We start from the raw sequence: 15,415 nt of genomic DNA, 5'->3' as shown, positions 1-15,415 counted from the left end.
TGCCACTGATTGAAAATCCCTAACGGGAGTGAAAAAGGCGCGAATTAGGTTTCTAAATATTTCGTGTTTCTGCGGAGCCTATTATAAAAATCATTGCTCACAAAAATCTGTCATGTTTCACATTTCTATCATTCACGTAATCGATTGCGTTCACGTTTGCGTGTTTTAGCGCGGCGATTGTACTGACTTTGGTGAATGTTGCAAAGGATTAGCAAAAATTTCGGTGATGTCAGTAGAGTCACAAAAAGGGCGGGTGAGATGTTGCGGAACGCACAAAACGTTCCGCAGAAGCGTTTAGCGCGTCACAGGCTGGATATCATGAATACGGATAAAGCCTAACTGCTCGGGTGTAACACCATTAAGTTGAAGCGGAATGTCCACATCGGCTGGCGCCAGGAGGCTGGCAGGGGCGTTAATCAACATATTCTTCACATTGACTTCCTGATAATTGTCAGTTGTTCCCTGAATTTGCCCATATTCAACGGTGCCGCTGAAAGCCGGTAACGGATCGTTGGACTCACCCTGAATCCGTAGCGTCACGCGTGTGCCGTCAGCATTCGGCGCGATATTTTTTAGCGACATGCGCAGCGTGCCAATCTGGCTGTTCAGACGCGCCGGCGTATTTGAGCCCGGCAACAGGTACACGCCGCGGGTGGATTTCACGTTCAGGCTGTTCTGCTGCGTAATTTTTACCGTTTCCTGATTAAGCTGATTCATCTCTTTATTTAACGTACTGATGCTTTGATGCATCTGACGAACCTCGCTTTGCTGGGCGCAGGCGGTAAGGCTAAACAGGCTTCCCGCCAGGAGAATTCTTAGGTAACGTTTTGTCATATCGCGGTTTTCCTGGAATATTGCACTGACCTAATGGTAGTGCGTAAACGGCGCAAAGACACCGATCCTTTGTCTCAAAAGCGTTGCGCCTTTGTTGTCACGTCAGTTCAGGGTAAAATAGATTTCTGTTAACCACCTGGTCAGGACGCCGTATGCATTGCCCATTTTGTTTCGCCGTAGACACGAAAGTAATTGACTCTCGTCTTGTGGGCGAGGGATCGTCAGTACGCCGCCGTCGGCAGTGTCTGGTTTGTAACGAACGCTTCACCACTTTCGAAGTCGCGGAACTTGTGATGCCACGGGTTGTGAAAAGCAACGACGTGCGCGAACCTTTTAATGAAGAAAAACTACGTAGCGGCATGTTACGTGCGCTGGAAAAGCGTCCGGTCAGTTCAGATGACGTCGAAATGGCGCTGAACCACATCAAGTCGCAGCTGCGCGCCACCGGTGAGCGTGAAGTGCCGAGTAAAATGATCGGCAATCTGGTGATGGAACAACTGAAAAAACTCGACAAAGTCGCCTATATCCGTTTTGCCTCCGTCTACCGTAGCTTCGAAGATATCAAAGAATTCGGCGAAGAGATCGCTCGCCTACAGGACTAAGCCATGCAGGATGAGATATACATGGCGCGCGCGCTGAAGCTTGCTGCGCGCGGGCGGTTCACCACTCACCCCAATCCCAACGTCGGTTGCGTGATTGTGAAAGAGGGCGAAATTGTCGGCGAAGGTTACCATCACCGCGCCGGGGAACCCCACGCCGAAGTCCATGCGCTGCGGATGGCCGGCGAAAAAGCCAAAGGCGCGACGGCTTACGTTACCCTTGAACCCTGTAGCCACCATGGCCGCACCCCGCCGTGCTGCGATGCGCTGATTGCTGCCGGAGTATCACGCGTGGTCGCGGCGATGCAGGATCCGAATCCACAGGTGGCCGGACGTGGGCTGTACCGTCTGCAACAGGCAGGGATCGACGTCAGCCACGGTCTGATGATGCGCGAAGTGGAAGCGTTAAATAAAGGCTTTCTCAAGCGAATGCGCACCGGTTTTCCGTATGTTCAGCTTAAGCTCGGCGCCTCGCTGGACGGGCGTACGGCGATGGCGAGCGGTGAAAGCCAGTGGATCACCTCGCCGCAGGCGCGACGCGACGTTCAGCGTCTGCGTGCGCAAAGCCACGCCATCCTGACCAGTAGCGCAACGGTACTGGCGGACGATCCGCAACTGACCGTACGCTGGACTGAACTGGACGACGCGACGCAGGCGGTATACCCGCAGGACACGCTGCGCCAACCGGTGCGGATTGTGATCGACAGTCAGAATCGCGTGACGCCGGAACACCGCATTGTTCAGCAGCCGGGAGAAACCTGGTTTGCGCGTACCAAAGATGATTCCCGCCAGTGGCCGGAAACGGTGCGTACGCTTCTGGTGCCGGAACACAATGGCCATCTTGATCTGGTGGTGCTGATGATGTTGTTAGGCAAACAGCAGATCAACAGCCTCTGGGTGGAGGCGGGGCCGACCCTTGCGGGCGCGCTGCTGCAGGCTGGCGTGGTGGACGAGCTAATCGTTTATGTTGCGCCTACACTGTTAGGCAATGACGCCCGCGGATTATGCGTCCTGCCAGGGCTTGAACAACTTAGCCAGGCGCCGAAGTTTACATTCAATGAGATACGTCGTGTAGGTCCGGACGTTTGCCTGCATTTGATTCCGGCGTAATGGCTGCCTGAATTTAGGAAGCAGCGCGACGATATTTATGATAAAATCCGCCCCCCTGCGGGGGCTTATACCGAACCCGAAGGAAGAATATGAACATTATTGAAGCTAACGTTGCTACTCCGGACGCTCGCGTCGCCATCACCATTGCGCGTTTCAACAACTTTATCAATGACAGCCTGCTGGACGGTGCGGTTGACGCACTGAAACGCATTGGCCAGGTTAAAGATGAAAATATTACCGTCGTTTGGGTTCCAGGCGCATACGAGCTGCCGCTGGCGGCTGGCGCATTGGCGAAAACCGGTAAATATGACGCGGTGATTGCGCTTGGCACCGTGATCCGTGGTGGCACCGCACACTTTGAATATGTTGCTGGTGGGGCAAGCAATGGCCTGGCGCATGTCGCTCAGGACAGCGAAATTCCTGTCGCCTTTGGCGTACTGACCACCGAAAGCATTGAACAAGCGATTGAACGTGCTGGCACCAAAGCCGGTAACAAAGGCGCGGAAGCTGCACTGACCGCGCTTGAAATGATTAATGTATTGAAAGCCATCAAGGCCTGATTTTTGTAAGGGGAAATCCGTGAAACCTGCTGCTCGTCGCCGCGCTCGTGAGTGTGCCGTTCAGGCGCTCTACTCCTGGCAGTTGTCCCAGAACGACATCGCTGATGTTGAATACCAGTTCCTGGCAGAACAGGACGTAAAAGATGTTGACGTCATGTACTTCCGCGAACTGCTGTCCGGGGTGGCGACTAACAGCGCGTACCTGGACGGTTTGATGAAGCCTTACCTGTCCCGCCTGTTGGAAGAACTGGGTCAGGTGGAAAAAGCGGTCCTGCGCATTGCGCTGTTTGAGCTGTCTAAGCGTAGCGATGTGCCGTATAAAGTGGCCATCAACGAAGCGATCGAACTGGCGAAAACCTTCGGCGCAGAAGACAGCCACAAGTTCGTCAATGGCGTACTGGATAAAGCAGCGCCTGCGATTCGCCCCAACAAAAAGTAATCACCAGGCCGTCAGTGACGCGGGGACGCCTCCGCTCCGCTGGCGGCTTTTTCTTTATTTCTGCTGAGGCATAACGTATGGCATGCGGCGAGTTCTCCCTGATTGCCCGTTATTTTGACCGTGTTAGAAGCTCTCGTCTCGATGTCGAAACCGGTATTGGCGACGATTGCGCACTCCTGAATATTCCTGAAAAACAGACCCTGGCGATCAGTACCGATACGCTGGTGGCGGGCAATCACTTCCTGGCCGATATCGATCCGGCGGACCTGGCGTATAAAGCGCTGGCGGTCAATTTAAGCGATCTGGCGGCAATGGGCGCCGATCCGGCGTGGCTGACGCTGGCGATAACGCTGCCGGAGGTCGATGAACGCTGGCTGGAAATATTCAGCGACAGTCTGTTCGAACTACTCAATTATTACGATATGCAGCTGATTGGCGGCGATACCACGCGTGGGCCGCTCTCCATGACGCTGGGTATCCACGGCTACGTCCCTGCGGGCCGCGCCCTGAAACGCTCAGGGGCGAAGCCGGGCGACTGGATTTACGTTACCGGTACGCCAGGCGACAGCGCGGCAGGGCTGGCGATTTTACAGCACCGTTTACAGGTTGCGGATGAGGTTGACCGGGAATATCTGCTAAAACGCCACCTGCGACCGACGCCGCGTATTCTTCAAGGGCAGGCGCTGCGCGACAAGGCGAGCGCGGCGATCGATCTGTCGGATGGGCTGATTTCCGATCTTGGGCATATCGTCAAAGCCAGCGCCTGCGGCGCGCGCATAGACATTGAAACGCTGCCTTTCTCCGACGCGGTCAAACGTCATGTCGAAAGCGAACAGGCGCTGCGCTGGGCGCTCTCCGGCGGCGAAGACTATGAATTATGCTTTACGGTACCGGAACTGAATCGCGGGGCGCTGGATGTCGCGCTCGGCCATCTCGGCGTGCCGTTTACCTGCATCGGGCAAATGAGCGCGGATGTGGAAGGGATCTGTTTTACGCGTGACGGCGAGCCTGTCACCTTCGACTGGAAAGGATATGACCATTTTGCCACGTCATAAAGATACGGCGAAAAGCCGCCTGAAACTGACTAACCCGTGGCATTTGTTGGCTACCGGTTTTGGCAGTGGTCTGAGTCCGGTGGTTCCGGGCACGATGGGGTCACTGGCGGCGATCCCGTTCTGGTATGTGATGACCTTTCTGCCCTGGCAGCTCTATTCACTGGTGGTGATGCTGGGCATCTGTATCGGGGTCTATCTTTGCCATCAGACGGCGAAAGACATGGGCGTCCATGATCACGGCAGTATTGTCTGGGATGAATTCATCGGGATGTGGATCACCCTGATGGCGCTGCCGACCCGCGACTGGCAGTGGGTGGCAGCCGGGTTCGTTATTTTCCGCATTCTTGATATGTGGAAGCCATGGCCGATCCGTTGGTTTGACCGCAACGTCCACGGTGGGATGGGGATCATGGTTGACGATATCGTTGCAGGGGTGATTTCTGCCGGTATTTTGTATTTTATCGGCCACCACTGGCCGATCGGTATGTTTTAACCGATTCCTGAAATGCGGGAGAGGCCCGATAGCGTCGTGCTATCGGGCGCTGTCTTCACTTGAATCCCACCACCGGATGCGGTTTGTACGGTGTTTCCAGTTCGGCTATTTGCTCCGGCTTCAGCGTTAAATCCACCGCGTTCAGCAGTTCATCCAGTTGTTCTTCCCGAGATGCGCCGACAATCGGCGCGGCGACACCGGGTTTGCTGAGCAGCCACGCCAGCGCCACCTGAGCGCGCGTCGCGCCAAGCTCTTCACTAACGCCTGCCAGGCGGGCGGCGATCTGCGCATCGTTTTCGTCGCTTTCACGGTACAGATTTTTACCCACCTCATCGGAGACGACGCGCGCGGTAGTTTCCCCCCACGGACGGGTCAGACGACCCCGCGCCAGCGGACTCCACGGGATTACCGCGATGCCCTCCTGATAGCACAGCGGCAGCATCTCGCGCTCTTCCTCACGATAGATCAGATTGTAATGGTCCTGCATACTGATGAACGGCGCCCAACCGTGCTGTTTTTGCAGAGCCAGCGCCTGGGCAAATTGCGAGGCGTGCATTGAGGATGCGCCGATGTAACGTGCTTTCCCGGCTTTCACGACATCATTCAGCGCTTCCAGCGTTTCTTCTATCGGCGTGTTGTAGTCCCAGCGGTGAATTTGCAGGATATCAACGTAGTCCATACCCAGACGCCGCAGACTGTCGTCGATAGAGCGCAGGATCTGCGCACGGGATAAACCTTCCGGCAGGTCGTCAACCTGATGAAAGACCTTGGTCGCCACCACCACCTCGTCACGACGGGCGAAATCGCGCAGGGCGCGACCGACAATCTCTTCGCTGCTGCCTGCGGAATAACTGTTGGCGGTGTCGAAAAAGTTGATGCCGCCCTCAAGGGCGTGTTTGATGATCGGACGACTGCTTTCTTCGGGAAGCGTCCAGGCGTGATTGCCGCGGCTCGGTTCGCCAAACGTCATACAGCCCAGACACAGGCGGGAGACCCGAAGGTCGGTTTTTCCTAAGACGTTGTATTGCATTGTTTCGCTCCTGTTATGCTGATAATGAGATAAGCATAGCAGGAGCAAATAGACGATTATGCCAGCCAGGCCTTGATTTTGGCTTCAATGCCAGCGGCATCAAGCCCCAGTTCGGCGCGCGCCTCATCCTGAGTGCCCTGCGGGATAAAGAAGTCCGGCAGGCCGATGTTCAGCACTGGCACCGGCTTACGATGCGCCATCAGCACCTCGTTCACGCCGCTGCCCGCGCCGCCCATAATGGCGTTTTCCTCCAGCGTCACCAACACGTCGTGCTGGGCAGCCATTTCCAGAATCAGCGCGTCGTCCAGCGGCTTCACAAAACGCATATCCACCAGGGTTGCGTTAAGCGATTCCGCGGCCTTTGCCGCTTCCGGCATCAGCGTACCAAAGTTCAGGATGGCCAGTTTTTCACCGTGACGTTTCACCACGCCTTTGCCGATAGGCAGCTTCTCCAGCGGCGTCAGTTCAACGCCCAGCGCGTTGCCGCGCGGGTAGCGGACCGCGGTCGGGCCTTCGCTGTAGTGATAGCCGGTAAACAGCATCTGGCGGCATTCGTTTTCATCGCTGGGGGTCATGATAACCATATCCGGCAGGCAGCGCAGATACGAGAGATCGAACGCCCCCTGGTGGGTCTGCCCGTCGGCGCCGACAATCCCGGCGCGGTCAATGGCAAACATCACCGGCAACTTCTGGATCGCCACGTCATGAATAACCTGATCGTAGGCGCGTTGCAGGAAGGTGGAGTAAATCGCCACCACCGGCTTGTAGCCGCCAATCGCCAGACCGGCGGCAAAGGTTACCGCATGTTGTTCGGCGATCGCGACGTCAAAATAGCGATCCGGGAATTTACGCGAAAATTCGACCATGCCGGAACCTTCGCGCATGGCCGGGGTGATCGCCATGAGCTTGCTGTCTTTCGCTGCGGTTTCGCACAGCCAGTCGCCAAAGATTTTCGAATAGCTCGGCAGGCCGCCGCTGCTTTTCGGCAGGCAGCCGCTGGAGGGATCGAATTTCGGCACCGCATGGAACGTGATCGGATCTTTTTCGGCAGGCTCATAGCCACGCCCTTTTTTGGTCATGATGTGCAGAAACTGCGGACCTTTCAAATCGCGCATATTCTTGAGCGTCGTGATAAGTCCCAGTACGTCGTGACCATCCACAGGGCCGATATAGTTAAAGCCCAGCTCTTCAAACAGCGTGCCCGGCACCACCATGCCTTTGATATGTTCTTCTGTGCGCTTCAGGAGTTCTTTAATCGGCGGTACGCCAGAAAAGACCTTCTTGCCGCCTTCACGCAACGAGGAGTAGAGCTTGCCGGAAAGCAGCTGCGCCAGGTGATTATTGAGCGCGCCGACGTTTTCGGAAATCGACATTTCGTTATCGTTGAGGATCACCAGCATGTCCGGCTTGATATCGCCCGCGTGGTTCATTGCTTCAAACGCCATACCGGCGGTGATCGCACCGTCGCCAATCACGCACACGGTGCGGCGATCTTTTCCCTCTTTTTCGGCGGCGACGGCAATGCCAATTCCTGCGCTGATAGACGTCGAAGAGTGACCGACGCTCAGGACGTCGTATTCGCTCTCGCCGCGCCATGGGAATGGGTGCAGGCCGCCTTTCTGGCGGATGGTGCCGATTTTATCGCGGCGACCCGTGAGAATTTTGTGCGGATAAGCCTGATGGCCCACGTCCCAGATAAGCTGGTCAAACGGCGTGTTATAGACATAATGCAGCGCCACGGTGAGTTCCACCGTGCCCAGCCCGGAGGCGAAGTGTCCGCTGGAACGACTGACGCTGTCGAGAAGATAGCGGCGCAGTTCGTCGCAGAGTTTCGGCAGACTCTCTTTGGGTAAAAGGCGTAACTCCTGGGTGGAGTCGACCAGTGCCAGGGTAGGGTATTTGGCTATATCAAAACTCATCGCAAGCCCATAGGATTGGTTGTTTATTTATCACGCTGGATTATGTAGTCCGCTAGCGCTTCCAGTGCCGAGGTATCGAGAGACTGAACGGCCAGCTGGTTTAATGACTGACGGGCCTCTTCGATTAAATCCCGGGCTTTATTCCGGGCTTGCTCAAGACCCAGAAGTGCAGGATAGGTACTTTTGCCAAGCTGCTGGTCGGCACCCTGGCGTTTACCCAACGTTGCAGTATCGCCCACCACATCCAGAATGTCATCCTGAACCTGGAAGGCCAGGCCGATACTTTCTGCGTATTTGTCGAGTATCGGCAGGGCGTTTCGCCCTTTTTCGCCCGCGCTTAACGCGCCCAGGCGCACTGCGGCGCGGATCAATGCGCCGGTTTTATGGCGGTGGATTTTCTCCAGCGCGTCCAGCGGCACCTGCTTACCTTCAGCGTCCAGATCGAGCGCCTGACCGCCGCACATCCCCGCGATCCCACTGGCGTTCGCCAGTTCGGAAATCATCGCGATGCGATCGCGGTCGCTCACTTCCGGCATCGGCGCGTCGCTGATGATGGAAAACGCCAGCGTTTGCAGGGCGTCGCCAGCGAGAATGGCGTTCGCTTCGCCAAATTTGACGTGGCAGGTCGGCAGGCCGCGGCGCAAATCGTCGTCATCCATCGCCGGTAAATCGTCATGAATGAGTGAATAGGCGTGAATACACTCAACGGCGGCGGCCGGGGCGTCCAGCGTACCCTTGCTGACGCCAAACATCTGGCCGGTGGCGTAAACCAAAAACGGGCGCAGGCGTTTACCCCCTAATAATGCGCCATACAACATGGTTTCGACCACGGGAGTGTTCTGAAAGGGCAGTGGAGCGATAAAACGGTTTAGCGCCTGATTGGCCTGCTCCACGCAAGCCTGTAGCTGCTGGGTAAAATCCATTTACGCGTTATCCGGTGTAAAAGGCGTCGTCTCTGCGTCTTCGTTGTCAGACAGCAGGATCTGCACGCGCTGTTCAGCCTGCTGCAGCTTAACCTGGCCCTGACGCGCCAGCTGCACGCCACGTTCAAATTCGTTCAGCGCCTCGTCAAGCGGCAGATCGCCGCTTTCCAGACGGGTTACAATTTGCTCCAGCTCGTTCAGCGATGTTTCAAAGCTGACGGGCGCCTCGTTTTTCTTCGGCATAATGAATGTCTGACTCTCAGTAATGGCAGCACAAGACTATGGTAACGGACTCGCACTGATAAGCAAATAACGCACAATGGTAAGGGGATGTGCACAGGACGGGCCGGTTGATGGTATACTCCCGCGCCTGGATGCAGCTTCATGTTTGGGCTGCTGTACTATTCTCCAATACAAGCCTTTGATGGCTTGCTTAAGAACCATTGCCGCCATGAAGTTTATCATTAAATTGTTCCCGGAAATCACTATCAAAAGCCAATCTGTGCGTTTGCGCTTTATAAAAATTCTGACCGGGAACATTCGTAACGTTTTAAAGCACTATGATGAGACCCTTGCTGTCGTTCGCCACTGGGATAACATCGAAGTTCGCGCTAAGGATGAAAGCCAGCGCCTGATGATTCGCGAGGCGCTGACCCGCATTCCGGGTATCCACCATATCCTTGAAGTGGAAGATGTGCCGTTCACCGACCTGCACGATATCTTCGAGAAAGCGCTGGTGGAGTACCGCGACCGTCTGGAAGGCAAAACCTTCTGCGTACGTGTGAAGCGTCGCGGTAAGCATGCGTTTAGCTCCATCGAAGTGGAACGTTACGTGGGCGGCGGATTAAATCAGCATATTGAATCTGCGCGCGTGAAGCTGACCAACCCGGATGTAACGGTGCATCTTGAAGTTGAAGATGACCGTCTGCTGATCATCAAAGGTCGCTATGAAGGGATTGGCGGTTTCCCGATCGGTACCCAGGAAGACGTGCTGTCGCTGATTTCAGGCGGTTTTGACTCTGGCGTTTCCAGTTACATGTTGATGCGTCGCGGCTGCCGCGTACATTACTGCTTCTTTAATCTTGGCGGCGCGGCGCATGAAATCGGTGTTCGCCAGGTGGCGCATTACCTGTGGAACCGTTACGGCAGTTCGCACCGCGTCCGCTTTGTCGCCATTAACTTTGAGCCGGTGGTCGGTGAGATCCTCGAAAAGGTCGACGATGGCCAGATGGGCGTCGTGCTTAAGCGCATGATGGTGCGCGCAGCGTCGAAAGTGGCGGAGCGGTATGGTGTGCAGGCGCTGGTGACGGGCGAAGCGCTGGGGCAGGTATCCAGTCAGACGCTGACCAACCTGCGTTTGATTGATAATGTCTCTGATACCCTGATTCTTCGTCCGTTGATCGCATACGACAAAGAGCACATCATCAATATCGCCCGCGAAATTGGTACCGAAGATTTCGCCCGCACGATGCCGGAATACTGCGGCGTGATCTCAAAAAGTCCGACGGTGAAAGCCATCAAGGCGAAAATTGAAGCGGAAGAAGAGAACTTCGATTTCAGCATTCTTGATAACGTGGTGGCGGAAGCCAGCAACGTCGATATCCGCGAGATCGCCCAACAGACCGAGCAGGAGGTGGTTGAAGTGGAGACCGTCAGCGGCTTCGGCCCGAACGACGCGATCCTCGATATCCGCTCCATCGATGAGCAGGACGACAAACCGCTGAAGGTGGAAGGCGTGGATGTGGTTTCCCTGCCGTTCTACAAGCTGAGCACCAAATTCGGCGATCTCGATCAGAGCAAAACCTGGCTGCTGTGGTGCGAGCGCGGCGTGATGAGCCGTCTGCAGGCGCTTTATCTGCGCGAGCAGGGCTTTGAGAACGTGAAGGTTTACCGTCCGTAATTGATTGCCCGGTGGCGCAGTGCTTACCGGGTCGATAATACAGATCACTTATTAGGCCGGGTAAGGCACAACTGCCACCCGGCTTTTACCCGCTTACTCGTAATAGTTGTAAATGCCCGCCGCCAGCACCAGTTGTGACGCCACTTCGTGGGCTTTTTCACGTCCAACCAGCAGATCAATAATTTTCAACCCAAAGTCGATGGCGGTCCCCGGCCCCTGGCTGGTTAACAGCTTCACACGTGCGTCCCATACGACGCGCTTGTCCTGCCACTGTTCGGCGGGGATGTTATCTTTCAGTGCCGGAAAGCCGGTCATATTGCCGATGGGGAAAATATCATGTGGAACCAGCACGGTCGCAGCGGCCGCGCAAATAGCGGCGACAATGCGCCCAGAGCGGTGGAACTGTTTGACCGTTTCCACCAGCAGCGGACTGTCGCGAAAGCATTCCGCACCCTTAATGCCGCCGGGTAAAACGATCGCATCATAATCGCCGTCGGCGACTTCAACCAGCGGCGCGTCTGCCAGCAGTTTAACGCCACGGGAACACACAATCGTGAGATTGCCATCGCTGGCGACGCTCGCCGTGGTGACGTCAATACCGCCACGCACTAACAGGTCGATGGTAGTGACCGCTTCGGTCTCTTCACTACCAGGGGCGAGGCAGACCAGTGCCGATGCGCTCATACTCACTCTCCTTTCGTTTCACTAATTCAAACAGGCGGCTATTTTCCGGCACAGTGATGCCGTGCGCCCGGGCGCGTTTCAGCAGATAACCGGTGATGTAATCAATTTCGGTATGCCGCATCGCCCGGATATCCTGCAACATGGAAGATATGTTTTCTGCCGTACTCTCAATGACTTGTTCGACATAATAGCGTAAATCGTCTTCTGACGTATGATGACCTTCCCGTTCAATCACCGCCGCGACTTCCCGACAAATCAACGCGACCTCGTCGGAATGATGGCGAAGCTCGCCGTTTGGGCAGTTCCACAACGCGGTGAGCGGATTGATCACGCAATTTACCGCCAGCTTCCGCCACAGCTCCGCGCGAATCGTGTTGTGCCAGGCGACGTCAGGCAGCGCGCATTGCAATGTATCCGCAAGATAACTGTAGTCGCCATCCTGCTCCCGGGCTGGACCAATATGCGTGGTGCCGCTGGCAACGTGGATGATGACGTTGCCATCGCGACGCGCCGCGTGGGTGGTGGTGCCCATCAGCAGCGGCTGGCGGAGCGATTTCAGCTCCTCAATGGTACCCATACCGTTGTGAATCAACAGAACAGGCGTACTGACGGGTAACATGGCTGCCAACGCTTTTACGGCGTCGGAAACCTGCCAGGCTTTCAGGGTAACCAGCAGCAGATCGCTGTCGGCAAGAAACTCCGGGTCGTTCGCCGTCAGAGATTCGTTAAAAATCGAACCGTCGGTCTCGATCACATTCACACTGCAATAGGGCTGGGGAATACGCAGCCAACCCTGAACGTCATGTCCCTGTTTGCACAACGCTGTAAGCCAGAGTTGACCCAGGGCGCCGCATCCAAGCACTGTTACTTTCATTGTTCCTCCTCACCTGCAACTGCGCCAGGTGTTATGGCCTAAGTATAGCGCCATCAGCTAAGCTTCTCGTTAAGCCTCGTTGCAGGTATTATGCAACGCAACGAAAATGAAGGGAGAAGAAAAGATGCCATCTTTCGATATTGTTTCCGAGGTTGATCTGCAGGAAGCGCGTAACGGCGTAGATAACGCGGTTCGTGAAGTCGAGTCGCGTTTCGATTTTCGCGGCGTAGAGGCCAGTATTGAGCTGAACGACGCGAATAAAACCATCAAAGTGCTGAGTGAGTCCGACTTCCAGGTGAACCAGTTGCTGGACATTTTGCGTGCCAAACTGCTGAAACGCGGCATTGAAGGGGCTTCGCTGGATGTGCCGGAAGAGTTTGTGCACAGCGGCAAAACCTGGTTTGTGGAAGCGAAGCTGAAGCAGGGTATTGAAAGCGCGGTGCAGAAAAAAATCGTTAAGCTGATCAAAGACAGCAAGCTGAAGGTGCAGGCGCAGATTCAGGGTGATGAAATTCGCGTAACCGGTAAATCCCGCGACGATCTTCAGTCCGTTATGGCGCTGGTGCGTGGCGGGGATTTAGGTCAGCCGTTCCAGTTCAAAAACTTCCGCGATTAAGCGTTTATGCCGGATGGGATCGGCGATAACCCCCATCCGGCAACCATCAGGCTAGCCTGATAGCCTGCTCAACCTCAAAACGGTTCGTCACTTTACTGTCGATCTTAACATACGCAGAATGCTCATTTTCCGCGATCAGCACCTCACTCACGCCATCTGTTGCCAACAGATGCTGCTTTAATGTGTCATCGGCGGCGATATCGGACGGGATTTCTACCCGCAGGCTACTGACATAAGGCGGTTCTTTCATTGTGCTGGCGACCGCCAGCCAGACAACGGCTAACAGCGCGCCGACGAGGAAAACGGTTTGTCCATCGAACATGCCGTCGACCCAACCGCCCAGCGAGCCGCCAATCGCCACGCCGAGGAACTGGCTGGTGGAATAGACGCCCATCGCTGTGCCTTTATAGCCCGCTGGTGACTCTTTACTGATGAGCGAAGGCAGAAGGGCTTCCATCAGATTAAAGGCAAGGAAGAAAATCTGGACGCCAATAATCAGCTCCCAGAAATGATTTCCCGCGCCCCACAGTACGATCTCCGCAATCACAATCAACGCCACGCAGAGCAGGAATACCCGCTTCATTTTGCGCTTCACTTCGGCGTAAATAATAAAGGGCACCACGGAGGCAAAAGAGATCAGCATCGTGACCAGATAGACTTTCCAGTGCCCGGCGGCAGGCAACCCGGCGTCTGCGAGTTGACCGGGTAAGGCGACAAAAGTCGACATCAGCAGAATGTGCAGACACATAATACCGAAGTTAAGTTTCAACAGTTTAGGTTCAGCCAGCACTTTCCGGAAGCTGCCTTTCACCATGCCGGACTCGCGGTTTAGCACATGGGTAGTGCTGTTTGGCACGACCCAGATTGTCAACACAATACCGGTAGTGGCGAGAACAGCGATCATCCAGAACAGGGCGTTCAGCCCCAGCGCGTGGGTGATTATCGGGCCAAGCACCATGGCGATAGCGAAGGTGATGCCAAAGCTGACGCCGATAAACGCCATCGCCTTGGTGCGGTTTTGTTCGCGGGTGAGATCGGACAGCAACGCCATCACGGCGGCGGCGATCGCTCCGGAGCCCTGAAGCGCCCGCCCTAAAATAATCCCCCAGATGGAGTGGGAGAGGGCGGCGATAATGCTGCCTAAAACAAAGATGGCCAACCCGCCGACAATGAGTGGTTTACGGCCAACACGGTCGGAAAGCAGTCCAAACGGAATTTGAAATATCGCCTGCGCGAGGCCGTAAATACCAATCGCGATACCAATCAACGCTTCACTGGCGCCCTGTAATGCCATGCCGTATGTGGTCAGAACCGGCAGGACCATAAACATGCCAAGCATGCGCAATGAAAACACGGTCCCTAAACCCCAGGTGGCGCGCAACTCGCCCGGCGTCATTTTATAATCGTTCATTCCCACCTCTGTCTTAATGTCGCGCCTAGTGTAAAGCGGCGAGGTAACAGGGTAAACCACTACGATATGTAGAATTGTGAAGAGACATAAAAGGGTTTGTTACTTGTGTAACTAATTTACTTTTCATAATTGCAAAAGTATTCTTTTTTCCGAATCTCATCATGGAGATGAAGGAGAGAAAGAAAATGGCTATTCCAGCCCGTATTTATACAAGGCCGTCGCGAAAGGGCAGAGTTTAAAATCTGCCGAGATACGCTGGTATAAGACTAATGATGCCGGGATGGAGGTGGAGTATTTCAACATGCTGCTTGAAGGTGTGCGCATGTTTCAGTTTATCCCACGATGGCGGCGCCTGAAGACCAGAACAACAATCACCTTGAGACAATAAGTTGCGCTACGAGAAAATCACCTGGAAGCACTGTGATGGAAATATTATCTACAGTGATGCCTGGAATGATCGGCAAAGTTGAAAATGGTTCCCACAAATCAAATCGCGACCTTCATTGGCCGGTGGATTCCTTTTGTCGGTCATGCGCAACTTCTGGTGATGTTGTTTGTTGTGACAAGAAATACCCGTAGTCAATACAACCTCATAGCGAGACCTAAAGATCGTATACAGTGGACATCCTTCTAATGAGAAACTTCGAGGCTGAAGTTATTGAATACATTATGGAGAAGTATCCTGTCAGGGAGCATTGGTTTAGGCCTGGTCTGAAGCAAGTGACGAAAGAATGGAATTTAACGGATGATTTTGAGTTTTTACCAGAGGATGCCTATGATTTTTTAGCTGATTTATTTGAACATTTTGGTATCGAGTGTTCAAACTTTGATGGAAGTAATTATATTGTCACAGAATATCCCTTCTGGAAAAAGGAGCCTCCAGAGAGAGAGCTGAAACCACTTACCGTAGAGATGATTATTGAGTCAGCAAAAGTGGGAAAATGGCTTTATGATTGACCTTTGATAAG

The 15,415-nt window shown here is 54.7% G+C and carries 17 protein-coding genes and 1 pseudogene; 10 read left to right on the top strand and 8 right to left on the bottom strand.

Features of this window, described 5'->3' with window-relative positions; all coding sequences use genetic code 11:
* Positions 1–294 precede the first annotated feature (294 nt).
* Positions 295–834 carry a DUF3251 domain-containing protein gene (locus tag APU02_RS01940; RefSeq protein ID WP_060569063.1) on the bottom strand — a complete coding sequence of 180 codons (540 nt, stop codon included), beginning with the start codon at positions 832–834 and terminating at the stop codon, positions 295–297.
* 152 nt (positions 835–986) lie between these two features.
* On the opposite strand from APU02_RS01940, the gene nrdR reads away from it, so the two are divergent.
* The 6 genes from nrdR (at position 987) to pgpA (ending at position 5,090) form a co-directional block, all read left to right on the top strand.
* Positions 987–1,436 carry a transcriptional regulator NrdR gene (gene nrdR, locus APU02_RS01935; protein ID WP_012904816.1) on the top strand — a complete coding sequence of 150 codons (450 nt, stop codon included), beginning with the start codon at positions 987–989 and terminating at the stop codon, positions 1,434–1,436.
* 3 nt (positions 1,437–1,439) lie between these two features.
* Entirely contained in the window at positions 1,440–2,543 is a 1,104-nt protein-coding gene (ribD, locus tag APU02_RS01930) for a bifunctional diaminohydroxyphosphoribosylaminopyrimidine deaminase/5-amino-6-(5-phosphoribosylamino)uracil reductase RibD (RefSeq protein ID WP_060569062.1), read from the top strand.
* A gap of 89 nt (positions 2,544–2,632) precedes the next feature.
* Positions 2,633–3,103: a 6,7-dimethyl-8-ribityllumazine synthase gene (gene ribE, locus APU02_RS01925; protein WP_042285964.1), complete on the top strand. Its 471-nt coding sequence runs from the start codon at positions 2,633–2,635 to the stop codon at positions 3,101–3,103.
* Between the two features lie 19 nt (positions 3,104–3,122).
* Positions 3,123–3,542, top strand: coding sequence for a transcription antitermination factor NusB (nusB, locus tag APU02_RS01920; RefSeq protein WP_042285962.1), 420 nt, complete (start codon positions 3,123–3,125; stop codon positions 3,540–3,542).
* 77 nt (positions 3,543–3,619) lie between these two features.
* Positions 3,620–4,597 (top strand): thiamine-phosphate kinase, encoded by a 978-nt coding sequence (gene thiL, locus APU02_RS01915; RefSeq protein ID WP_042285959.1) that lies wholly within the window; start codon positions 3,620–3,622, stop codon positions 4,595–4,597.
* On the top strand, positions 4,575–5,090 hold the full coding sequence (gene pgpA, locus APU02_RS01910) for a phosphatidylglycerophosphatase A (RefSeq protein WP_042285958.1): 516 nt from the start codon (positions 4,575–4,577) through the stop codon (positions 5,088–5,090). Before thiL ends, pgpA begins: the two co-directional genes overlap by 23 nt.
* 55 nt (positions 5,091–5,145) lie before the next feature.
* On the opposite strand, the gene APU02_RS01905 is transcribed toward pgpA, so the two are convergent.
* Genes APU02_RS01905 through xseB form a run of 4 tightly spaced genes read right to left on the bottom strand, consistent with a single transcriptional unit; the run spans position 5,146 to position 9,205 of the window.
* Positions 5,146–6,120 carry an aldo/keto reductase gene (locus APU02_RS01905; protein WP_060569061.1) on the bottom strand — a complete coding sequence of 325 codons (975 nt, stop codon included), beginning with the start codon at positions 6,118–6,120 and terminating at the stop codon, positions 5,146–5,148.
* Between the two features lie 56 nt (positions 6,121–6,176).
* Positions 6,177–8,039, bottom strand: a complete 1,863-nt coding sequence (gene dxs / locus APU02_RS01900; protein WP_042285953.1) for a 1-deoxy-D-xylulose-5-phosphate synthase — start codon at positions 8,037–8,039, stop codon at positions 6,177–6,179.
* 23 nt (positions 8,040–8,062) lie between these two features.
* Entirely contained in the window at positions 8,063–8,962 is a 900-nt protein-coding gene (gene ispA, locus APU02_RS01895) for a (2E,6E)-farnesyl diphosphate synthase (protein ID WP_042285951.1), read from the bottom strand.
* Positions 8,963–9,205, bottom strand: coding sequence for an exodeoxyribonuclease VII small subunit (gene xseB / locus APU02_RS01890; protein ID WP_042285949.1), 243 nt, complete (start codon positions 9,203–9,205; stop codon positions 8,963–8,965).
* Positions 9,206–9,413: 208 nt separating this feature from the next.
* On the opposite strand from xseB, the gene thiI reads away from it, so the two are divergent.
* Positions 9,414–10,862, top strand: coding sequence for a tRNA uracil 4-sulfurtransferase ThiI (gene thiI, locus APU02_RS01885; protein ID WP_060569060.1), 1,449 nt, complete (start codon positions 9,414–9,416; stop codon positions 10,860–10,862).
* A 93-nt stretch (positions 10,863–10,955) separates the two neighbouring features.
* Here the strand turns inward: thiI and yajL are convergent, their stop codons facing one another.
* Together yajL and panE are read right to left on the bottom strand one after the other, a co-directional pair.
* Positions 10,956–11,546, bottom strand: coding sequence for a protein deglycase YajL (yajL, locus tag APU02_RS01880; RefSeq protein ID WP_042285945.1), 591 nt, complete (start codon positions 11,544–11,546; stop codon positions 10,956–10,958).
* The gene (gene panE / locus APU02_RS01875; protein WP_042285943.1) at positions 11,509–12,420 is read right to left on the bottom strand and encodes a 2-dehydropantoate 2-reductase; all 912 of its coding nucleotides are present in this window, start codon (positions 12,418–12,420) and stop codon (positions 11,509–11,511) included. Before panE ends, yajL begins: the two co-directional genes overlap by 38 nt.
* A gap of 124 nt (positions 12,421–12,544) precedes the next feature.
* Between panE and APU02_RS01870 the strand changes: the two genes are divergently transcribed.
* Complete coding sequence (locus tag APU02_RS01870; RefSeq protein ID WP_042285941.1) at positions 12,545–13,036, top strand: YajQ family cyclic di-GMP-binding protein; 492 nt, start codon at positions 12,545–12,547, stop codon at positions 13,034–13,036.
* Positions 13,037–13,082: 46 nt separating this feature from the next.
* Here the strand turns inward: APU02_RS01870 and APU02_RS01865 are convergent, their stop codons facing one another.
* Positions 13,083–14,447, bottom strand: a complete 1,365-nt coding sequence (locus APU02_RS01865) for an MFS transporter (protein WP_060569059.1) — start codon at positions 14,445–14,447, stop codon at positions 13,083–13,085.
* 190 nt (positions 14,448–14,637) lie between these two features.
* Here APU02_RS01865 and tssD point away from each other — a divergent pair.
* Positions 14,638–14,917 (top strand): annotated as a pseudogene (tssD, locus tag APU02_RS24785) (type VI secretion system tube protein TssD); the annotation flags it as partial.
* Positions 14,918–15,080: 163 nt separating this feature from the next.
* A complete protein-coding gene (locus tag APU02_RS01860) occupies positions 15,081–15,404 on the top strand; it encodes a DUF1493 family protein (protein ID WP_060569058.1) in 324 nt (107 codons plus the stop codon).
* Positions 15,405–15,415 lie beyond the last annotated feature (11 nt).

It is taken from the genome of Citrobacter sp. 50677481, from assembly GCF_001463265.1.
In the GTDB taxonomy this organism is placed as follows: domain Bacteria; phylum Pseudomonadota; class Gammaproteobacteria; order Enterobacterales; family Enterobacteriaceae; genus Citrobacter_A; species Citrobacter_A sedlakii.
This window is presented reverse-complemented; position numbering and strand designations above follow the sequence as displayed.

Bases quoted from the DNA above. Each gene is read 5' to 3' on its own strand.
- APU02_RS01860 (WP_060569058.1), top strand. From the start codon at position 15,081: ATGAGAAACTTCGAGGCTGAAGTTATTGAATACATTATGGAGAAGTAT.
- xseB (WP_042285949.1), bottom strand. From the start codon at position 9,205: ATGCCGAAGAAAAACGAGGCGCCCGTCAGCTTTGAAACATCGCTGAAC.
- APU02_RS01940 (WP_060569063.1), bottom strand. From the start codon at position 834: ATGACAAAACGTTACCTAAGAATTCTCCTGGCGGGAAGCCTGTTTAGC.
- ispA (WP_042285951.1), bottom strand. From the start codon at position 8,962: ATGGATTTTACCCAGCAGCTACAGGCTTGCGTGGAGCAGGCCAATCAG.
- dxs (WP_042285953.1), bottom strand. From the start codon at position 8,039: ATGAGTTTTGATATAGCCAAATACCCTACCCTGGCACTGGTCGACTCC.
- panE (WP_042285943.1), bottom strand. From the start codon at position 12,420: ATGAAAGTAACAGTGCTTGGATGCGGCGCCCTGGGTCAACTCTGGCTT.
- yajL (WP_042285945.1), bottom strand. From the start codon at position 11,546: ATGAGCGCATCGGCACTGGTCTGCCTCGCCCCTGGTAGTGAAGAGACC.
- thiI (WP_060569060.1), top strand. From the start codon at position 9,414: ATGAAGTTTATCATTAAATTGTTCCCGGAAATCACTATCAAAAGCCAA.
- thiL (WP_042285959.1), top strand. From the start codon at position 3,620: ATGGCATGCGGCGAGTTCTCCCTGATTGCCCGTTATTTTGACCGTGTT.
- ribD (WP_060569062.1), top strand. From the start codon at position 1,440: ATGCAGGATGAGATATACATGGCGCGCGCGCTGAAGCTTGCTGCGCGC.
- APU02_RS01870 (WP_042285941.1), top strand. From the start codon at position 12,545: ATGCCATCTTTCGATATTGTTTCCGAGGTTGATCTGCAGGAAGCGCGT.
- ribE (WP_042285964.1), top strand. From the start codon at position 2,633: ATGAACATTATTGAAGCTAACGTTGCTACTCCGGACGCTCGCGTCGCC.
- APU02_RS01905 (WP_060569061.1), bottom strand. From the start codon at position 6,120: ATGCAATACAACGTCTTAGGAAAAACCGACCTTCGGGTCTCCCGCCTG.
- APU02_RS01865 (WP_060569059.1), bottom strand. From the start codon at position 14,447: ATGAACGATTATAAAATGACGCCGGGCGAGTTGCGCGCCACCTGGGGT.
- pgpA (WP_042285958.1), top strand. From the start codon at position 4,575: ATGACCATTTTGCCACGTCATAAAGATACGGCGAAAAGCCGCCTGAAA.
- nrdR (WP_012904816.1), top strand. From the start codon at position 987: ATGCATTGCCCATTTTGTTTCGCCGTAGACACGAAAGTAATTGACTCT.